Genomic DNA, 16,924 nt, shown 5'->3' with positions numbered 1-16,924 from the left:
TGCATTGCGCGCTGCGGATTCAGCACCGCCATAACTAACCTTTGACCACACTCGCGCCGTGCTTCGAATCGCGGCGCAGTCTCCCGATCTTGTCGAGGTCGAGTTGAATCCCGAGGCCCGGGCCTTGCGGCAACTGCAACGAGAAGTTCTCGTAGCGCAGCGGCTCGGTGAGAATTTCTTGCGTGAGAAGCAACGGCCCGAACAGCTCGGTGCCCCACTTCAATTCGCGGAACGTGCTGAACAGTTGCGCCGAAGCAATCGTGCCGACCGCGCCTTCCAGCATCGTGCCGCCATACAGGTCGACACCCGCAGCAAGCGCAATCGCGGCCACGCTCGCCGCACCCGTCAGGCCGCCCGATTGCGCGATTTTCACGGCGAATACATCGGCCGCATGCGCGCTGGCGACATCGAATGCATCGACGGGACCATGCAGCGCTTCGTCGGCCATGATGGGCACTTTCGAGTGATGCGTGAGGCGCTTGAGGCCGCGGCGGTCGTCGGCGGCGATGGGTTGCTCGATCAGATTGCAGCCCGCGTCCGCGAGGCGTTCGCACGCCCACAGCGCTTCCGCCTGGCTCCACGCCTGATTCACGTCGACGCGGACTTCGGCGTGGTCGCCCACGGCCGCCTTGATCGCGGCGACGTGCGCGATGTCCTCAGCCGGTGCGCGCGTGCCGATCTTCAGCTTGAACACGCGGTGCCGCTTCATTTCCAGCATCTGATGCGCTTCGTCGATATCGCGGCCTGTGTCGCCGCTCGCCAGCGTCCATGCGACTTCGACGGAATCCGTCACGCGGCCGCCGAACAGCTCCGACAGCGGCACGCCGAAACGCTGCGCCTGCGCGTCGAACAACGCTGTTTCGATCGCGCACTTCGCAAAGCGGTTGCCCTGGAAGCATTCGCGCAGCTTCGCCATCGCCTGGCCGGGACGGGTCGCGTCCATGCCCTTGAGCAACGGCGCGAAATAGGTGTCGATGTTGGTCTTGATGCTTTCGGGGCTTTCCTCGCCATACGCGAGACCGCCGATCGTGGTCGCCTCGCCCCAGCCCGTTATACCATCCGCGCATTGAAGCCGGATCAGCACGAGGGCCTGGCAATTCATCGTGGCGACCGACAGGCGGTGCGGGCGAATCGTCGGAACATCGACGAGAATAGTGTCTACAGCTTGTATCTGAACGGCGCTTGGTATCATACGGCTCTCCTGCTGATGTGCCCATACTAGGGTCGCCGGCAGAATCCGTCCAAGACCGATTAAGTCTATTTCCATACCTTCGGGGCATAGATGGAACTGCGCCAACTTCGCTATTTCGTGGCGGTCGCCGAGGAAAGGAACTTCACCCGGGCCGCCGAGCGCCTGAACATGACGCAGCCGCCGCTCTCGCGGCAGATCCAGCAGATCGAAGACACCGTGGGGCTCGCGCTGTTCGAACGCGGCGCGCGCCCGCTCAAGCTGACGGAAGCCGGACGCGTCTTTTATGCGCAGGCCAAGCGCCTGCTCGAAGAAAGCGATGAGTTGCTGCCGCTGACGCGGCGGCTTGCGCAGCTCGCGGAGCGCATCGTCATCGGTTTCGTGCCGTCCACGCTGTATGGCCCGCTGCCCGACGTGATCCGCGCGTTTCGGGAAGCGGCGCCCCTCATCCAGATTTCGCTGACCGAGATGTTCACGATCGAGCAGCTGAGCGCGCTCAAGGGCGGACGCATCGACGTGGGTTTTGGCCGGCTGCGTTTCGACGAATCGCAACTGGCGCGCGAAGTGCTCGTCGAGGAGCCGTTGATTGCCGCCTTGCCCGCGGGGCACGCGCTCGCCGATGTGGCGCAACTGACGCTCGACGCGCTATCGAAAGAAACGCTGATCATCTATCCGTCGACACCGCGCCCGAGCTACGCGGACCAACAGTTGTCCGCGTTCCGCGACCACGCCGTCGAACCGGCCGCCGTTCATGAGGTACGGGAACTGCAGACCGCGCTAGGACTCGTCGCCGCTCAAGTGGGCGTGTGTCTCGTGCCGGAGAGTGTGCGGGGTTTGCGGGCGCGCGGCGTGACCTATCGGTCGATCGAGGAAACGAATGTGTCGTCGCCGATCATCATGAGCCGGCGTTTGCAGGATCAAAGCTCTACGACAGAGCTGTTCTGCTCGATCGCGCGCGATCTGTTCAAGAGGCCGTTGTCCGTCTAGAAGTCGATGCAGAGCATTCGCGAAATGCAGTACGTGAGAGGTTCTTTAAGGCTGCTTTCAAGGCCGCTGGATGTTTGCGTCGTCGTCATGCCATGACGCGATATCGACGGCGGCGGGACGCGTGACGCGCGACAACCCCAATGCGAGCAGAGCGCCTGCCTTGAGCACGCATTCGACGAGCGATTGCGTAAAGATCCACGCCGATTGGTTCAGTTCGACGGGCAGGCCCGGCACGATGGCGACGAGGCTCAGTCCACACAGAAACGAAAAGATCCATTGCGCGCGCCTCGTTCCACGCGCGGCTGCCACGCCGATCACGATCCACGCAATCTTCGCCAATGCGAGGGCCGCGATGCCCAGATCGCCAGCGGAAGGATCGAACTCCGCAGGCGTTTCGATCAGCGACCAGCCGCACACGCCGAGAATCAGCAGACGCGGTATCAGCGCAAGCCGCGTGCTGCAGGGTGGCAACGACAGCGGCGACACGCCTTCGGGACGCTGCGCATCTGCGCCGTCCATCGCGTTCCGGAACGGACGGTCCACGCCTGCCTTCACGTTCGAAACCTCCGCGTCGATACACGCACGTCATTGCGAAACTGGAAGTGGGAATTGTCGGTCGCTGAAAGCGTGAGCGGTAGTTAATCCTTGTTAACGTGACTCACACGAGGCGCCCCGCGATCTTCTTTAAACGACCTGATCGGGTGCGCTTTTCAAACGACGGGTCGCGCCGCGATCGCGCGTGTCCTTTCCGCCTTATCCGTTGTTCTGTTTTTGACCAGGCTCTCGTGCAAACAACGTCGCCGCGCAGTCGACTATGACGACGAACCCAAGCGCCCCCGCTCCAATTACAAACAGTAGACGATGGTTGCCACCGCTGCTATTGAACAATGCCGAATACGCGTAGCCCGCGAGCGCCTGAAATGCCGCAAACGTCGTCGTGGCGCGGCTCCAGATCTTGTGCTGCCCAGCATGATCGTGCGGCAGCACTTCATGGATACGTGCCAGCATCATCGGCACGATGCCCGGCGGAAAGCTGCCGATGACGAGCGTCAGCGCGCCGATCACGATGTAATTGCTGGACATCGCAAACGCTGCGACCACGACGATCTGCAACAACGACAGCGCGCGAATTGCAAAGCGTCCGCCTAAGCGGTCCGCCACGAGGCCATACACGGGCGCGCCGAAAATGGCACCAACGCCATACAGAATCCAATATGCCGCACCGACATGCGCGCCCGCGCCAAGTCCGCGCGCAATGAAATCGACGAGGAAAACCATCGTAGGAACGAGGCCGACCGCCATCAACGCGTACTCGGCGTAGAGCACACGGACTGTCGACGGGTTGTGCATCTTCGCAGTTGGAGCCGCGTGCGCGGAATGTGCGTGCGCTTTCGTCGCCGACGGCCATCCGTACCACGTTGCCAGCGTCAGAGCCGCGGAGAGGATCGCGATGCCGATCCACGTGTTACGCAAGCCGAGATTGAGCAGCAGCGGGACGATCGTCCCCGAAGCCGCAATGCCGACGCCAAGGCCGAGAAAGATCGCACCGCTTGCGAGACCCTTACGATCCGCCGGCACATGCGGCAGCACCGTTGCAGCGACCAGCACCATGATTGCGCCGCCCGCCACGCCCGACAGTAATCTCCAGAAGAAGAACCACGCGACGGAGACGGGAAACGCGCACGCCAGAAAGGTCGCCGTGACCAGCACCATCATGGCCCGCAACGTATGCGTGTTCGTCAGACGATGCGCGACCGGACGGCCCAGCAGTGCGCCGAGCAGATAGCCGGCAAGATTCGCCGCGCCCAGATAAACCACGTCCGATGCGGCGAACCAGTGCGCCTGAATGAGCGGCGGAATCAGCGGCGTATAGGCGAAGCGCGCCAGCCCAATGCCGACGAGGCTCGCGCAGAAGCCCGCGAAGATGTGCCGCCATACGGCGGCTCGACTGCTGGCGGGTGTTGAAAGTGATGCGTCGGTTGACATGAGTACGGATTCCGCTTGAGGCCGCGCGCAGCGCGGCAGTTTTGTCATGTTCGGGTCATTTTCCCGCCATCTTTGACACAGTTGTCAATTTCGCGAATTCTAGACACGGATGACAAAGATGGCAAGAATCCATTCCGTTGAAATGGAAATCGCAAGCAGGTGAACGTACGTTTCGTTGCATGCTGTCAAAAAAGCGTTTACTCTCCGAACTACGACTTAGTTAGTCGCAGTTAAAAACGTTCGCATGACATACCTGTCATTCGAACGATGCCGGCCTGGCCCGCTTGCTGCGCAGCGCCATCGCAAACCATTCATTCTTCGGAGAGTTAAAGTGAATTTCGTTCAGACCGTTCTTGCTTCCACGGCGGCAGCCTGCATCGCACTGACGGCGCCTCACGCGGCGCACGCGCATGGTGTCGACGGACCGCGCGAGCACATCAGCCCGGCGTTCCAGACGCCGATTGCAAATGTGCCCGGCAAGACCATGACGGCCATCGTCGTCGACTACAAACCGGGCGGCGTGTCGCCGTCACATCGTCATGGTCAGGCGTTCGTGGTCGGCTACGTGCTGCAGGGCGAGATCCGAAGCAAGGTCGACGATGGCGAAGCACGCGTGTATCACGCAGGTGAAAGCTGGACAGAAGCGCCGGGCGTGCATCACATGGTCAGCGAGAACGCAAGCAAGACGAAGCCTGCAAAGCTGCTTGCCATCTTTGTCGCTGACGACAACGATAAAGACCTCGTCACATGGGACAAGAAGTAATGGCAATACATCTTTAAGCCGACATGCTCGCTTTATATATAGTTAGCGCAGCCTTTATCGGGCGTTAAGGAAAGACACCTGAAGCGGAAAGTATTACGTTGCACTTTCCGGTTAACAACGCTTAACTTGCTGTATGGCCGCCTGAACGTCCAATATAGAGTCACGGCGCGTTGATGTCGGGACTCAGTTTCGCGTATCGCTGCGCGCCATGCAGGCAAGTCGCTGATCTGCCTTGCGAGCCACACCGTACAACACTGTTGACGTCAGCAGCAGCACCTCGGCCGCGAAGGAGCGTGCCGCCAGCCAAACTCTGTGACGGAGGTGAATGATGACTCGTCCGGTTGAAGAAGATATCGTCAGACGCGCATTGGTAGGCGTCCTGATGCCCACACCCGTTGAATCTGCCAGGAAAGCACAATACGGTCCAAAAAAGAAATTCCGCATGACCAAGCGGCCGCCGCCTGAAGCGCTAGAGCCTGTCGAGGTCGAGCCACCGCCGGCGCATATCTCCATTCTTGAACAGCTGTCATCGAAGACACTTAGCGTGTGCTGGAGCGATCCACGCTCAGGTCATTACGCCGATCAGGTATGGCGAATCGGTCTCGCACGCATGGACTCGTTCTGCGTACTGACGGGTATGCCGATCCGGCGTGGCGACCCGGTCTTTCGGCCGCGGGCTTGCGAAAGCTATTTCCCCGCTAACCGCGACAGGATGATTCTGGCATCCGCCGTGCCGTCCGGTCCGAGCGGAATCATGCTCGACTAATGTCACATGCACGTTCTTGTGTGTGCGTCGAGAAACCTGAACAAACCTTAAACGCCACAGGCTGTGAAGCTCCGGCGCTTCCATATATTGGTGCTGCGCGTTGTCGATTGGCGCATGCGCTTCACGCGGCAACATTCGTTGCACGCGCAGCACCCAACCTTCTGTTCACGCATGGCCTGATATGGCGTTGCGTGCCTTTGTCATACGCATGACTTTTGCAAGCGTTACGCGAGAAACTCCCACGCGCCCATGCGATGGCACGTCGGCACCGAGGTGAAACCTGCGTCGCAACCGCCTTCGTCCCGCGCAACACTGAATCCCGTTTTTCTCTCCTATCGGTCTGCCCCGCTGCGCAACAACCGCGCAATGCCTTGCTGCGTAAGGCGTGCGCCGCTTTCCTGCGAGCCTTCGAAACGCACGCGAGTCCACTCGCGCTCGCGCCCCCTCTGTTGCGCACTGCCAGCAAACTCTCTATTCTCACAACTACGATAAATTTGATCGCAGTTACTGGAGAGCCAGATGAAAATTTTCCACGTCGATTCGAGCGCCAAGCGCGAACGGTCCAATTCCCGCGCACTCTCGCGCCAGTTCATCGAAAACCTGCGTGCCGAGGGCGTGGATGTCGAGGTCGACTATCTGGACGTCACGGTCGATACGCCGCCGCACGTCACCGAGGCCTTTGCCATCGCGACCTACAAGGAAGAGCACGAGCGCACGGCCGACATGCGCGCGACGCTGGCCGCCTCGGACGCGCTCTGCAAGCGGCTGCTCGAAGCCGACGCCTTCGTGTTTGCGATGCCGATGTACAACTGGTCGATGCCTTCGGCATTCAAGGCGTTCATCGACAGCGCCACGCGTCCCGGCATTACCTACAAGGCGGACGCGGACGGAAACATCGTCGGCCAGTTGAGCCGTCAGAAGGTGCTGTTCATCACGACGCGCGGCGCAGATTTGCGTCCCGGCAACCCGTTTTCGTCGATGGATGCGCTGACGCCAGCGCTCAAAGCCGCATTTGCTTTCATCGGCGCCAACGATCCGCATTTCGTCGACGCACAGCCATTGCAATTCTCGGATCAGGAAGCGCGGATCGAGGCGCTGAAGCGCGCACACGCCGAGCTGGCAGGCGTGGCAGCCGACTGGGCCGCATGGGAACGTGCGCGCGTTGGCAGCGAGTTGCACGAGACGGCGTAATCGTCAGCACAAAGCCGCAAAACGAAAAGGCCGCAGCTATTAAGGCTGCGGCCTTCGTCATGTCAACGGCGTGTCGCTCAGGAACGCGCGCCGGGCGTTGAACCACTGCGCGTGCCGCCGCGCTCGCGCCGCCTGCTCGTCGTGCGGCCGTCCAGCCACTTCACGACTTGCGGCCCATAGGTGCGCGGCGCCTTCGCCGTCGTGCGGACCGCCAGTTCCTCCAGCGATTGCGATGCCAGCGCCTCGCGCATGCGCTTCTCGGCGTTCTGCATCACGGCATGAATCGAGCACACGCCGCTCGTCGCCCAGGTTGGTGCGGTCTCGCCGAACACCGCACAGCGCGTGCGCACTTCACGGCACTCGAACAAGGACTTGTCGCCATCGATCGCCGTCACCACGTCGAGCACCGAAATCTGGTTTGCCGGACGCGCGAGCGCAAAACCGCCCTTCGCCCCTTCCGTCGCAATGACCAGCCCGGCCTTATGCAATTTCGTAAACAGTTTCGCCACATAGTCGGCGGGCACGCCTTGCAGTTCTGCAAGGTCGCGTACGCTCGCTTCGGGCACGCCGCCGGGCGCCGCTTCCGTCAGGAAAAGCAGGCAGTGCAACCCATATTCGACGCCTGCGCTGATGTGAGACATAGCCACTCCGACAAATACAATCGGAGTTAGGCTACCCGCTTTTGCAAGCCGGTGCAACCCAGCGTCACGGAAGGTCTATTAAAGTCTGAACAATCGAAGCGCGTCGCTAAAGCGGACGCAGGCTGTCGAGCGGATGCAGTTCGAGCGTATCGTCGACCGACAGTTCGCGCGCAATGAAGTCGATGAACGTACCGACGCGGCGGCTTGGCACCGCGCCCGCATAGACAGCGAACAGATCGACGCGCTCGCCGATGAACGAGTCCAGCGCCGTTTCAAGTCTGCCCGACATCAGTTCGTGATAGATATCCCAGCGGTTCTTCAGTATCACGCCGTAGCCATGCACGGCCCATTCGCGCAGCACGCCGCCGTCGCTCGCCACACGGTTGCCGGACACTCTCACCGCAATCTGCTTGCCGTCGACGACGAACGGCCAGTTCGAGAACGGCGCATCGGGCCGCGCGAGAATCAGGCAGTTGTGCGAAGACAGTTGCGCCGGGTGCATCGGCTTGCCATGCGTCGCCCAATACGACGGCGCAGCGCATACGACACGCGGGCCTGTCAGCAACAGCCGCGCCTTGAGCCGCGAGTCAATCAGCGGGCCGTTGCGCAGCGCGAGATCCAGATGTTGATCGACGAGATCGACATGGCCATCCGTCAGCAGCAGCGACACCTGCACTTGCGGATGCTCGCTCATGAACTTGTCGAGCAATGGCACGACGCGCGTGCGGCCGAAATCGTTGCTGGCGGTCAGCCGGATCGGCCCGTTCAATGGACCGTCTTCGCGCAGGCTCAGAATCGCGGCATCCCAATCCGCGAGTACGCGGCGCGCGTCGTCGAGAAAGCGCTGACCTTCATGGGTAAAGGCGAGGCGGCGCGTCGTGCGCATGATGAGGCGCGCGCCCACTTCCTCTTCCAGCTTTTGCAGCGCGAGCGTGACTGTCGATGTCGACACCGCGCTCTTTCGCGCGGCCGCGGAAAAGCTCCCGGCTTCGGCGATTTCGACAAACAGCCTTAACGCGTCAAGCCGGTCCATCTTCGTGTCCGTTCGAAAGTCGTAGCAATATGGAGTTATTTCGATTCGGTGGCCTTGCCGCCATATACGATCGGGTATGCACGCATAAAACGGCTGTCGCCCGCCATCGCATGTCACGAATCGACTCCTGAGTATCGAATACTTTGATCGGTCTCTAAAGACAAACTAGCGCTTAAATCGGTCCATAACGCTATTGCGTCAGCATTCGTGCTATAGCGCCAATGCGGCCGGTTTCCGTCGCGTCAGGTTCTGCGTGCCGCGCGCATCATCCCAACGTAGAGCACCGCGCCTGCCACCGCGCCGATCAGCCAGCCAAAGTTGTTCTCAGGCAGGACGTGCAGTAGTTGTGTGCACAATTCCCAGCCAATAGAAATGCAGCCCGACAGCAGGAGTGCCGCGACGCCGACCTTGTTCCAGCCACCGTCGTAGTAGAAGCGGCCCGTCGACGACATCGTGTACAACTCGGCCGTTTGCACCTGCTGTTTTTTGATCAGATAGAAGTCGGCCATCATCACGCCATAGAGCGGCGCAAGCACCGCGCCGAATACGCTGACGAAAATCGTAATGGCCTTGGGACTGTCGACGAATATCCACGGGCACACGAGTACCGCGAGAATGGAAGCGATCAGACCGCCGCGCTTGAAATCGACATGTTTGGGGAAAAGATTCGCGATATCGTAGGCGGGCGAAACGAAATTGGCGACGATATTGATGCCCATTGTCGCCACGATAAACGTGACGCTGCCAATCACCACAGCCACCTTGTTCTGGATGTGCGCGACGATCGCCACCGGGTCCATGATCATCGATCCGAACACGGTTGCGCTACCCGACGTGACGATCACCGTGATGATCGCGAACACGATGAAATTGACGGGCAGCCCCAAAAAATTGCCAACCTTCATTTGATGTTCGCTTTTCGCAAAGCGTGAGAAATCGCCGAAATTCAACAGCAGCGCGGCGAAATAGCTGACGACGAGCAGCACGGCATTGCCCATGCCGGCGAACTGCTCCGCGCCTGTTAGCGTCTTACCGCCAAGCGTCAGATTCAAACTGCCAAGCCCGGCCTGCGAGAGTATCCACGCCATCAACACGAACATCACCACATACACGGCCGGCCCGCAAAAGTCGATGAACTTGCGGATCGTCTCCATGCCGCGTTGAAAGATCACTAACTGGAAGAACCACATGAACAGGAAGCTCACCCACCCCAAACCGTCCAGGCGCAGAAAGCTGAAGCCTTGCAATGCCGTCGATGCAGGAACGAACAAAACCAGTAGCGTCGCGACCGCTTTCGAAGCGAAGTAAGTTTGCACGCCATACCAGACGATGCCGACCACGCCGCGAATCACGGCCGCGAGGTTCGCGCCCATCACGCCCATGCTCACGCGCGCCATGACCGGGAACGGAATGCCGTGCATATAGCTCGGCTTGCCCACCCAGTTCATCAGCATGTAGACGACGAGAATGCCGACCGTCAGCGCAATCAGCACCTGCCAGCCGGAAATGCCGAGCAGAAACAGGCTCGCCGCGAAGGTATAGCCGCCGACGCTATGCACGTCGGACATCCACATCGCGAAGATGCTATAGCCCGTCCACGTGCGCCGGGCGTGCGGCACGGGCGCGAGATCGTGATTGTGCAGACGCGAATCGACCTGTTCGCCGGCATCGCCAAGACCGTGCGGCGCATCGAAAAGCGGTGACGAAGACATGGCTCCCCCCTGCTGGTTGAAGCATGGCCGTCTTCTGAAGACCGCCATGATCTGACGATGCGACGTGGCACGCAGGCACGGTCTACCACAAGCCCGATGGGAACCGCGACTCGCGATGAAGGGTCTTGTTTCTGCAATATAGATTGTTTTACTAATAAAAGCGTCTGTCGATGCTTTCAAAAAGGCGCGGAGAACAGGGGAGGAGAAAAGCGCGGAGGGGTGAATGCTTCCGTGACCGATGAACGCGTCGCACGGCGTGGGTTTCGCCGCTGACCGCCCCTGCCGGCGTCATCTTGCGAATGACGCGGCGCCCGTTGGCGGAGGGTAATCCGTCTGTCGTTGCGGGCAAGGAAGCATGTGGAAGAATATACCGGGTGACACCGTGGATAGGCTTCCTTTTTGCGGGTACTGACCACCCAACCCCGGAAGACTATTCCTGTAGAATCGGCAGAAGCCGAACATTCTTCCAGATCCAATCATGCAAGCCCGCAACCGCCCGCTGGACAACCAGGACCGCGCAATCATGCGCGCGCTGCAGAAGAACGCGCGACTGTCGAATGCGGAACTCGCGGAGATCGTCGGCATGTCGACGACTGCGTGCTGGAACCGCACGCGTCAACTCGAAACTGACGGTTATATCCGCGGCTACGTCGCGCTGCTGGATCAGCAGAAGCTCGGCTTCGCGGACGTCGTGCTGATCGAAGTGACGCTCGACCGGCACGACGACGACGCACTGGCCCGCTTCGGCGACGAGCTGGCGACGCTGCCCGAAGTGCTTGAGGCATATCTCGTGTCAGGCGAGTACGACTATCTGATCAAGGTTGCCGTCGACGGCACCGCCGGCTACGAGCGCTTCCTGCGCGAAAAGCTCTACAAGATCTCGGGCATTCGCCACAGCCGCTCGATGTTCGCGCTGCGCTGCATGAAGAACATTCCGTCGGTGCAGGTCTAGTCGCGCAACACTTCAAGGCCCGAACTGCCCGAAGTATGTCTCGCGCTCGACGATCACGAGCGCCGCACGCTTGTGCGGAAAATCGAACTCCTTCAGCGTGAACGCGCCCAACCGGTGCATCCATGCAATGTGCCGCGTGTGATCGATGCGCGGCTCGCCGACTATGCGTTGCGTGCGCGGATCGTCGAGAAACATGTAATGCAGGATGCCGTTGAACCACGCGCGCAGCTTGCCCGCACTCTGATAGTCGCTGTTGCCGACGAGCAGATGCAGGCCGCGATCGAAATCGTCGGCGTCATAGAACGGCGCGACGCGATCTTCCTTCGCCCAATAGACCTCGAAGTACGCAAACGGCTCGTCATCGAAACAACCGATCAGCGGATGCACATGCGGGTCCGCGCACTGCTCGCCCAGGTACGCCGCATGCTGTTCGCGCGTGCCCTTGAAGTCCCAGAAGTGCGCAACGCGATCCTGGTTCTGCCAATAGTGAAAGAGGTCCGTGTCACGCTCGACGTCGACCGTACGCAGCGTGAACGTCATGCCGACCGTCGGCATGAAGCGGCGATACACGGTGCCCTTCGGCTTCGGCGCGCGCACGGGATGGCGCCGGTTGTGATGAATCGTGTAGCGCATCGGCATGCCTGCCGAAGAAGGCGCCGTGAGCCACAGCGACGGCTGCTGCCAGAAGCTCGCGCGCGACGTCGTGAGCCGCAGTGTCGAGCCTTCGTGTGCCGCGGTATCCACGATGCCTTCGCGGATCGCGCGCGTGACGAACGCGTGCGTCGCGTCGTCGTCGTGTTCGAACGGCACGGTCAGCGACACCTGCTGTCGCTTCGCATCGCGGCAAAAGATCTCAGCGAGCGCGGGCAATAGCTGCACGGGTGCCGCATCGCGCGGCCACGCCGACAATGCAAAGCCGTCCGGCGTCGGAACAAGTTCCTCAAAGGCCACGCGAGCGTTCATGGTGTGTCTTCCTTTCCTCAAATGATCCAATGGTCGTGGCGCTTACCAGTCGTAACGCGCCGTCGCCAGCACCGTGCGCTGGTTGCCGTAGAAGCACGCAAACGCGCTCTGGCAACCGCTCACGTAGCGGCGGTTGAAAATGTTCGTCGCGTTCACTGCGAAGCGCCATTTGCTGATGTTGTAGTGCACGGCCGCGTCATACACGGTGTAGCCCGGCACGTGCAGCGAGTTATCCGCCGCGCCCGCGCTATAGCTCGTGTAACGCAGGCCCGCGCCGAAACCGAGGCCCGTCAGCAGCCCCGTGTGCCATGTCCAGTCGGCCCACAGTGAAGCCGTCTGGTGCGGCAAGGGAATCGCGACTGGCCACTTGTTCAGCGAATCGTCGTTGGCCTTGATGTTCTTCACATCCTGATACGCGTACGAAGCGATGATGCTCAGATCGCGCGTCACGTTGCCGACGGCGCTGAACTCGATGCCGCGTGAACGCACTTCACCCGTCTGCACGCTGAACGTTCCCGTTGGATCGTTTGGATCGGGTGTCGTGACGTTGGTCTGGTTGATCTGATAGATAGCCGCGTTCAACATCAGGTTCTTGTTGAACGGCTGCCAGCGCAAACCGAGTTCGATCTGCTTGCCCTTGGTCGGCTGGAACGGCGTGCCGTCTGCGTTCACACCAATCACGGGATTGAACGAGGTCGCGTAGCTGATATACGGCGACAAACCATAATCGCCGAGATACACGGCGCCCACGCGATATGTGAACGCGTGATCGTTCTGCCGCTGTTCGGTGTTCGCGACGGTGTCTGTCGTCGTGTTGCGGCTCCAGTCCTGGCGGCCGCCAATCGTGAAGACGATGCGCGGCGTCAGCTTGATCTGGTCCTGCGCGTAGACGCCAAAGCTGTCGAGCTTCGTTTTCGTATCGCTATAGCCGAACGAATTCGGCCCGCTGAAGATATCCGACGTCACGGGAACGTAGACGGGGTTGAACATGTTCAAACTCGGCGCCAGCGCGAGCTGTTCGCTATCCGTCGACAACTGCCGGTTGTATTCGAAGCCGAGTAGCACCGTATGCTCGATCGAGCCGGTGTGGAATTGCGCCTGCGCCTGATTGTCGATGTCGAAGCGCGAGTAGTTCGGCTGGAACAGACCCGCGTAACGCGTCAGCGACGCTTCCGTCGGGTCGGTGGGGTCGAGGCCGCCGCCGTACACCGTCGAATTGTTCAACGACAGATGCATGTAACGCGTGTTCTGGCGGAACGTCCACGTCGGATTCAAGCGCTGCTCGAACTGATAGCCGACCGACCACTGCCGCTTGTCATAACGCGCGAAGTTGCCGTCGCCCGTATAGAGGTCGTTCGAGATCACGCCATTCGGGTTCGGCAGAATCGTGCCGGACGCGGGCAGGAAGTTATCCGACACGTCAGTGTTATCGCGCAGATAGGTCGCATACAGCGTCAACGAGGTATCGGCCGTGGGCTGCCATTTGACCGACGGCGCGAACATCAGTCGTTGATCCGCATTCGGCCCCGTCGGCATGTTGCCGTCGCGCCCCACGCCGACGAAGCGATACGTCAGCGTGCCGTCCTTGTCGATCTTGCCTCCGAGGTCGATACCGATCTGCTTGCGCGCATCCGTGTCGATCTGCAATTCGATTTCGCGGATACGCTCGGCTGTCGGCTGCTTCGTCTGAATGTCGACGAGCGAGCCTGGGTCGCCTTGTCCGTAAAGCACCGACGTCGGCCCACGCAACACCGTGATGCTTTCCACCTGATACGGATCGACGCGCCAGCTCGCGAGGTTCAGCGTATTGGGCACCTGCAGCCCATCGACGAACACACTTGGCGTGAAGCCGCGAATTGCCGTGTACCAGTCGGAGCGCGTGCTCGCGCCGTAAGACGAAAAGCCCGGCACGTAACGCAGCGCCTGATTGATCGAGGTCGCGCCCTGCTCTTCGATTTGCGCCGCCGTCACGATGTTCACCGTCTGCGGCACTTCGTCGAGCGGTGTATCCGTCTTCGTCGCCGTGGCGGTGCGATACGCGACGAAGCCTTCCGTATCGCCCGCGGCCGTGCCTTGCACCTTCACGGCGGGCAACGTCGCGGTCTTGTCTTGCGCGCTGTTCTGATTATCCGGCGCCTGTTGCGCCTGCGCGTAACCCGTTGCCGTGGCGAGAAAAGTCATGCTGGCTGCCGCAGCAATGGCACGCCGCTGCGTGCCTGTGACCCACTCCATCTGATACCTCGGAATATTGATGACGGCGCGTCGCGCCGCTTGTTGTTGTCAAAGAGCGAAAGCCACGCGGCCGCCGCTCACCCCGGTTTGCGCCCCTGTGCGCGTTTGAACTTCGAAACTGTTTTCGTTGTTGCCTGCTTCGAGCGAGCCGGCGATTTCGTCCGCGCGGCGCGCGAGGATCGACAGCAGCGTGTCGCTCAGGCCGTGGCTGTCTTCGCAGCACCCTTGCAGGTAGATGCGCGGCTGGAAATGCGCCGGCGTCGCAAGCATGTAGTCGCGCGCGACTTCGCATTGCTCGACGGGCTTGCCCAAGGCATCGGCGAGCGGGTCGAGCAACGCGTGATGCGCGTCGCGCCGATAGCCCGTCGCGAGCACGACGGCGTCGAAGCGCTCGCCACGCGCATCGCCGTCCATCCGGTCGCGCAGACGCATGTCGATTTCATTCCCTTGCGCGCCTTGCACTTCACGCACGGATTCGATCGCGCAGTTGTTCAGCAGACGATGACGCGCCGTGCCGCTCACGTTTTGCACGTACAGCAGCTCATAGATCTGCTCGATCAACGGCCGGTCCACCACCGAGTAGTTGGTGTCGCGGAACGTATCGAGCAGCGAGCGGCGCGCGTCCTTCGGCTGCGAATAGATGAGATCGGTGAACGAAGGGTTGAAGATTTCGTTGACGAACGGGCTGTCGTCGGCGGGTTTCAGCGCGGGCGCGCGCATCACGAGCGTCGCGTCGACATGCGGGAAGCGGCGCGTCAGATCGATGAATACTTCGGCCGCGCTCTGACCGCTGCCTACGACAGCAACGCGACGCCGTGCCTCGTCGCCCTTGCCGTCGCCGATTGCATTGCCGATCGTCGTCAGATAGTTCGACGAGTGGATCACGGCGGCATCGCGCAAGGCTGCGAACGCGGCCGGAATCTGCGGCACACCGCCCATGCCGACCGACAACGCACGCGTCAGCCGATGGCGCTCCTTGCCTTGCGCATCGCGCGAATGCACACGCAAGTGCGTGACGGTGCGCGGTTCGCTCTCGTCCGTGACGGGCTCGATCTGCGTGACGGATTCGCCGTAATGCACCTGATCGTCGAATGCGCTCGCGACCCAGCGCAGATAGTCATGAAACTCGATCCGTGTCGGATAGAAGTTCTTCAGGTTGACGAAATCCTGCAGACGTCCACGCTCGAACAGATAGTTGATGAACGTGAAGCGGCTCTTCGGATCGCGCATCGTGACGAGATCCTTGAGGAAGGAAATCTGCATGCGGCTGTCGTCGAGCAGCATGCCACGATGCCAGCCGAACTCCGGCTGCCGTTCGATGAAGCAGTGCGCGCCCGGCGCGCCGCCGTTTTCCGCGAGGCGCACGGCCAGCGCGAGATTCGACGGCCCGAAGCCGACGCCGATCAGATCGTGAATGTATTCTCGTTGATTCATGAAATGTCTCCCTTCTACCAGTGGCGACGAACGTTGTGCGTGTGACGGAAAGCGCAGCGAGGCATCACAGATGACGACCGTCGAAGAACGCTTCCCGACCCACGCGCATCAGCAACGCCCGTTTGTGCGGAAAATCGAAATGCGCGATGCTCGAAAAACCATGCTGCTTCAGGTAATCGATCATGCGAGCGTTGTCGTGACGCGGCTCGCACACGACAGCCTGAGTGCGCGGATCGCCGAGAAAGAGGTAATGGACCAGCGACGGCAGCCATGCCTCCACACAGGCGGCGCCGCGCCAGCGCGTATCGCCGACCAGCATGTGCAGACCGCGGTCGAAGTCCATCGATGCCGCGAACGGCGCAATGCGGTCCTCCTTCGCCCAGTACGCTTCGAAGTAACCGAACGGCTCGCCGTCGAACGCACCGATCAACGGATGCACATGCGGCGTCGACAGCACGCGGTCGAGGTACGCGCGATGCGCGTCGAGCGTGCCCGCCTCGCCCCAGAACGCATTGACGCGCGGCTCGTTCATCCACGCATGCAGGTGTTCGAGGTGCTGCGCGACGCAAGCCGTGTGCAACGTAAAGCGATGCCCGAACTCGGGCACATCGCGCGCATACACGACGCCGTCCACATAAGGCGCGCGCCGCGGATGCCGCGCGCCATCCGTCATCGCATAGGACAGCGCCGCGTGCGGCGTCGACGCATCGCGCGTGAGCCACAAATCAGGCTGTTGCGCCCACGCATCGCGCAGGCAAAGGTTCTGCGCGGTCAGCACGCCGCTGTGACGCAGCGCGTCGAACGCCTCGCGATGCAGCTTGTCGATATCGAGCGCGATGGACTTGCTGTCGCGACTCGCGCCGAATGCCGCGCGCAATGCCGCCAGTACCGCGCGGCGTTGCCCCAGCGGCGAAATCCCCTTGCACCATTCGACGATGCGTAGACCCTCTTCACGCGTCCAGCGCGCGTGCAGAACGATGCCTTCGGCGCGGCCATCTTCGGCCACCGTGATCGCGTCGCCTTCCAGATACGCCGCCAGCGACGGCTGCTTGAACGCGTTCATGTCACTCCGTAT

General features: G+C 61.3%; 15 protein-coding genes. 5 read left to right on the top strand and 10 right to left on the bottom strand.

The window, feature by feature from the left end; genetic code table 11:
• Positions 1–34: 34 nt before the first annotated feature.
• On the bottom strand, positions 35–1,192 hold the full coding sequence (locus tag C2L64_RS19095; protein ID WP_007586363.1) for a muconate/chloromuconate family cycloisomerase: 1,158 nt from the start codon (positions 1,190–1,192) through the stop codon (positions 35–37).
• Between the two features lie 90 nt (positions 1,193–1,282).
• Here C2L64_RS19095 and C2L64_RS19090 point away from each other — a divergent pair, with 90 nt between their 5' ends.
• Positions 1,283–2,176 (top strand): LysR family transcriptional regulator, encoded by an 894-nt coding sequence (locus tag C2L64_RS19090; RefSeq protein ID WP_007586362.1) that lies wholly within the window; start codon positions 1,283–1,285, stop codon positions 2,174–2,176.
• A 57-nt stretch (positions 2,177–2,233) separates the two neighbouring features.
• Here the strand turns inward: C2L64_RS19090 and C2L64_RS19085 are convergent, their stop codons facing one another.
• Together C2L64_RS19085 and C2L64_RS19080 are read right to left on the bottom strand one after the other, a co-directional pair.
• On the bottom strand, positions 2,234–2,731 hold the full coding sequence (locus tag C2L64_RS19085; RefSeq protein WP_007586361.1) for a hypothetical protein: 498 nt from the start codon (positions 2,729–2,731) through the stop codon (positions 2,234–2,236).
• Positions 2,732–2,929: 198 nt separating this feature from the next.
• Entirely contained in the window at positions 2,930–4,162 is a 1,233-nt protein-coding gene (locus C2L64_RS19080) for a YbfB/YjiJ family MFS transporter (RefSeq protein ID WP_007586360.1), read from the bottom strand.
• Between the two features lie 331 nt (positions 4,163–4,493).
• On the opposite strand from C2L64_RS19080, the gene C2L64_RS19075 reads away from it, so the two are divergent.
• The 3 genes from C2L64_RS19075 (at position 4,494) to C2L64_RS19065 (ending at position 6,882) form a co-directional block, all read left to right on the top strand.
• Positions 4,494–4,925 (top strand): cupin domain-containing protein, encoded by a 432-nt coding sequence (locus tag C2L64_RS19075; RefSeq protein ID WP_007586358.1) that lies wholly within the window; start codon positions 4,494–4,496, stop codon positions 4,923–4,925.
• Positions 4,926–5,367: 442 nt separating this feature from the next.
• Positions 5,368–5,691, top strand: a complete 324-nt coding sequence (locus C2L64_RS19070) for a DUF3331 domain-containing protein (RefSeq protein WP_007586356.1) — start codon at positions 5,368–5,370, stop codon at positions 5,689–5,691.
• Between the two features lie 519 nt (positions 5,692–6,210).
• The gene (locus C2L64_RS19065) at positions 6,211–6,882 is read left to right on the top strand and encodes an FMN-dependent NADH-azoreductase (protein WP_007586354.1); all 672 of its coding nucleotides are present in this window, start codon (positions 6,211–6,213) and stop codon (positions 6,880–6,882) included.
• Between the two features lie 77 nt (positions 6,883–6,959).
• On the opposite strand, the gene C2L64_RS19060 is transcribed toward C2L64_RS19065, so the two are convergent.
• The 3 genes from C2L64_RS19060 to C2L64_RS19050 all read right to left on the bottom strand — a co-directional run bounded on the left by C2L64_RS19060 (position 6,960) and on the right by C2L64_RS19050 (position 10,268).
• Positions 6,960–7,523 carry an RrF2 family transcriptional regulator gene (locus tag C2L64_RS19060; RefSeq protein WP_007586352.1) on the bottom strand — a complete coding sequence of 188 codons (564 nt, stop codon included), beginning with the start codon at positions 7,521–7,523 and terminating at the stop codon, positions 6,960–6,962.
• 106 nt (positions 7,524–7,629) lie between these two features.
• Positions 7,630–8,556, bottom strand: a complete 927-nt coding sequence (locus C2L64_RS19055) for a LysR family transcriptional regulator (RefSeq protein WP_007586350.1) — start codon at positions 8,554–8,556, stop codon at positions 7,630–7,632.
• A gap of 242 nt (positions 8,557–8,798) precedes the next feature.
• On the bottom strand, positions 8,799–10,268 hold the full coding sequence (locus tag C2L64_RS19050; RefSeq protein WP_007586348.1) for an NCS1 family nucleobase:cation symporter-1: 1,470 nt from the start codon (positions 10,266–10,268) through the stop codon (positions 8,799–8,801).
• Positions 10,269–10,746: 478 nt separating this feature from the next.
• Between C2L64_RS19050 and C2L64_RS19045 the strand changes: the two genes are divergently transcribed.
• The gene (locus C2L64_RS19045; protein ID WP_007586346.1) at positions 10,747–11,220 is read left to right on the top strand and encodes an Lrp/AsnC family transcriptional regulator; all 474 of its coding nucleotides are present in this window, start codon (positions 10,747–10,749) and stop codon (positions 11,218–11,220) included.
• A 12-nt stretch (positions 11,221–11,232) separates the two neighbouring features.
• On the opposite strand, the gene C2L64_RS19040 is transcribed toward C2L64_RS19045, so the two are convergent.
• The 4 genes from C2L64_RS19040 to C2L64_RS19025 all read right to left on the bottom strand — a co-directional run bounded on the left by C2L64_RS19040 (position 11,233) and on the right by C2L64_RS19025 (position 16,912).
• A complete protein-coding gene (locus C2L64_RS19040; protein ID WP_007586344.1) occupies positions 11,233–12,183 on the bottom strand; it encodes a GNAT family N-acetyltransferase in 951 nt (316 codons plus the stop codon).
• Positions 12,184–12,225: 42 nt separating this feature from the next.
• Entirely contained in the window at positions 12,226–14,415 is a 2,190-nt protein-coding gene (locus C2L64_RS19035; RefSeq protein ID WP_007586342.1) for a TonB-dependent siderophore receptor, read from the bottom strand.
• A gap of 48 nt (positions 14,416–14,463) precedes the next feature.
• Positions 14,464–15,849, bottom strand: a complete 1,386-nt coding sequence (locus tag C2L64_RS19030) for a lysine N(6)-hydroxylase/L-ornithine N(5)-oxygenase family protein (protein ID WP_007586340.1) — start codon at positions 15,847–15,849, stop codon at positions 14,464–14,466.
• A gap of 64 nt (positions 15,850–15,913) precedes the next feature.
• Complete coding sequence (locus C2L64_RS19025; RefSeq protein ID WP_007586337.1) at positions 15,914–16,912, bottom strand: GNAT family N-acetyltransferase; 999 nt, start codon at positions 16,910–16,912, stop codon at positions 15,914–15,916.
• Positions 16,913–16,924 lie beyond the last annotated feature (12 nt).

This window comes from Paraburkholderia hospita (genome assembly GCF_002902965.1).
GTDB classification, from domain to species: domain Bacteria; phylum Pseudomonadota; class Gammaproteobacteria; order Burkholderiales; family Burkholderiaceae; genus Paraburkholderia; species Paraburkholderia hospita.
The sequence above is the reverse complement of the archived record's forward strand: the minus strand, read 5'-3'. Positions and strand labels throughout refer to the sequence as shown.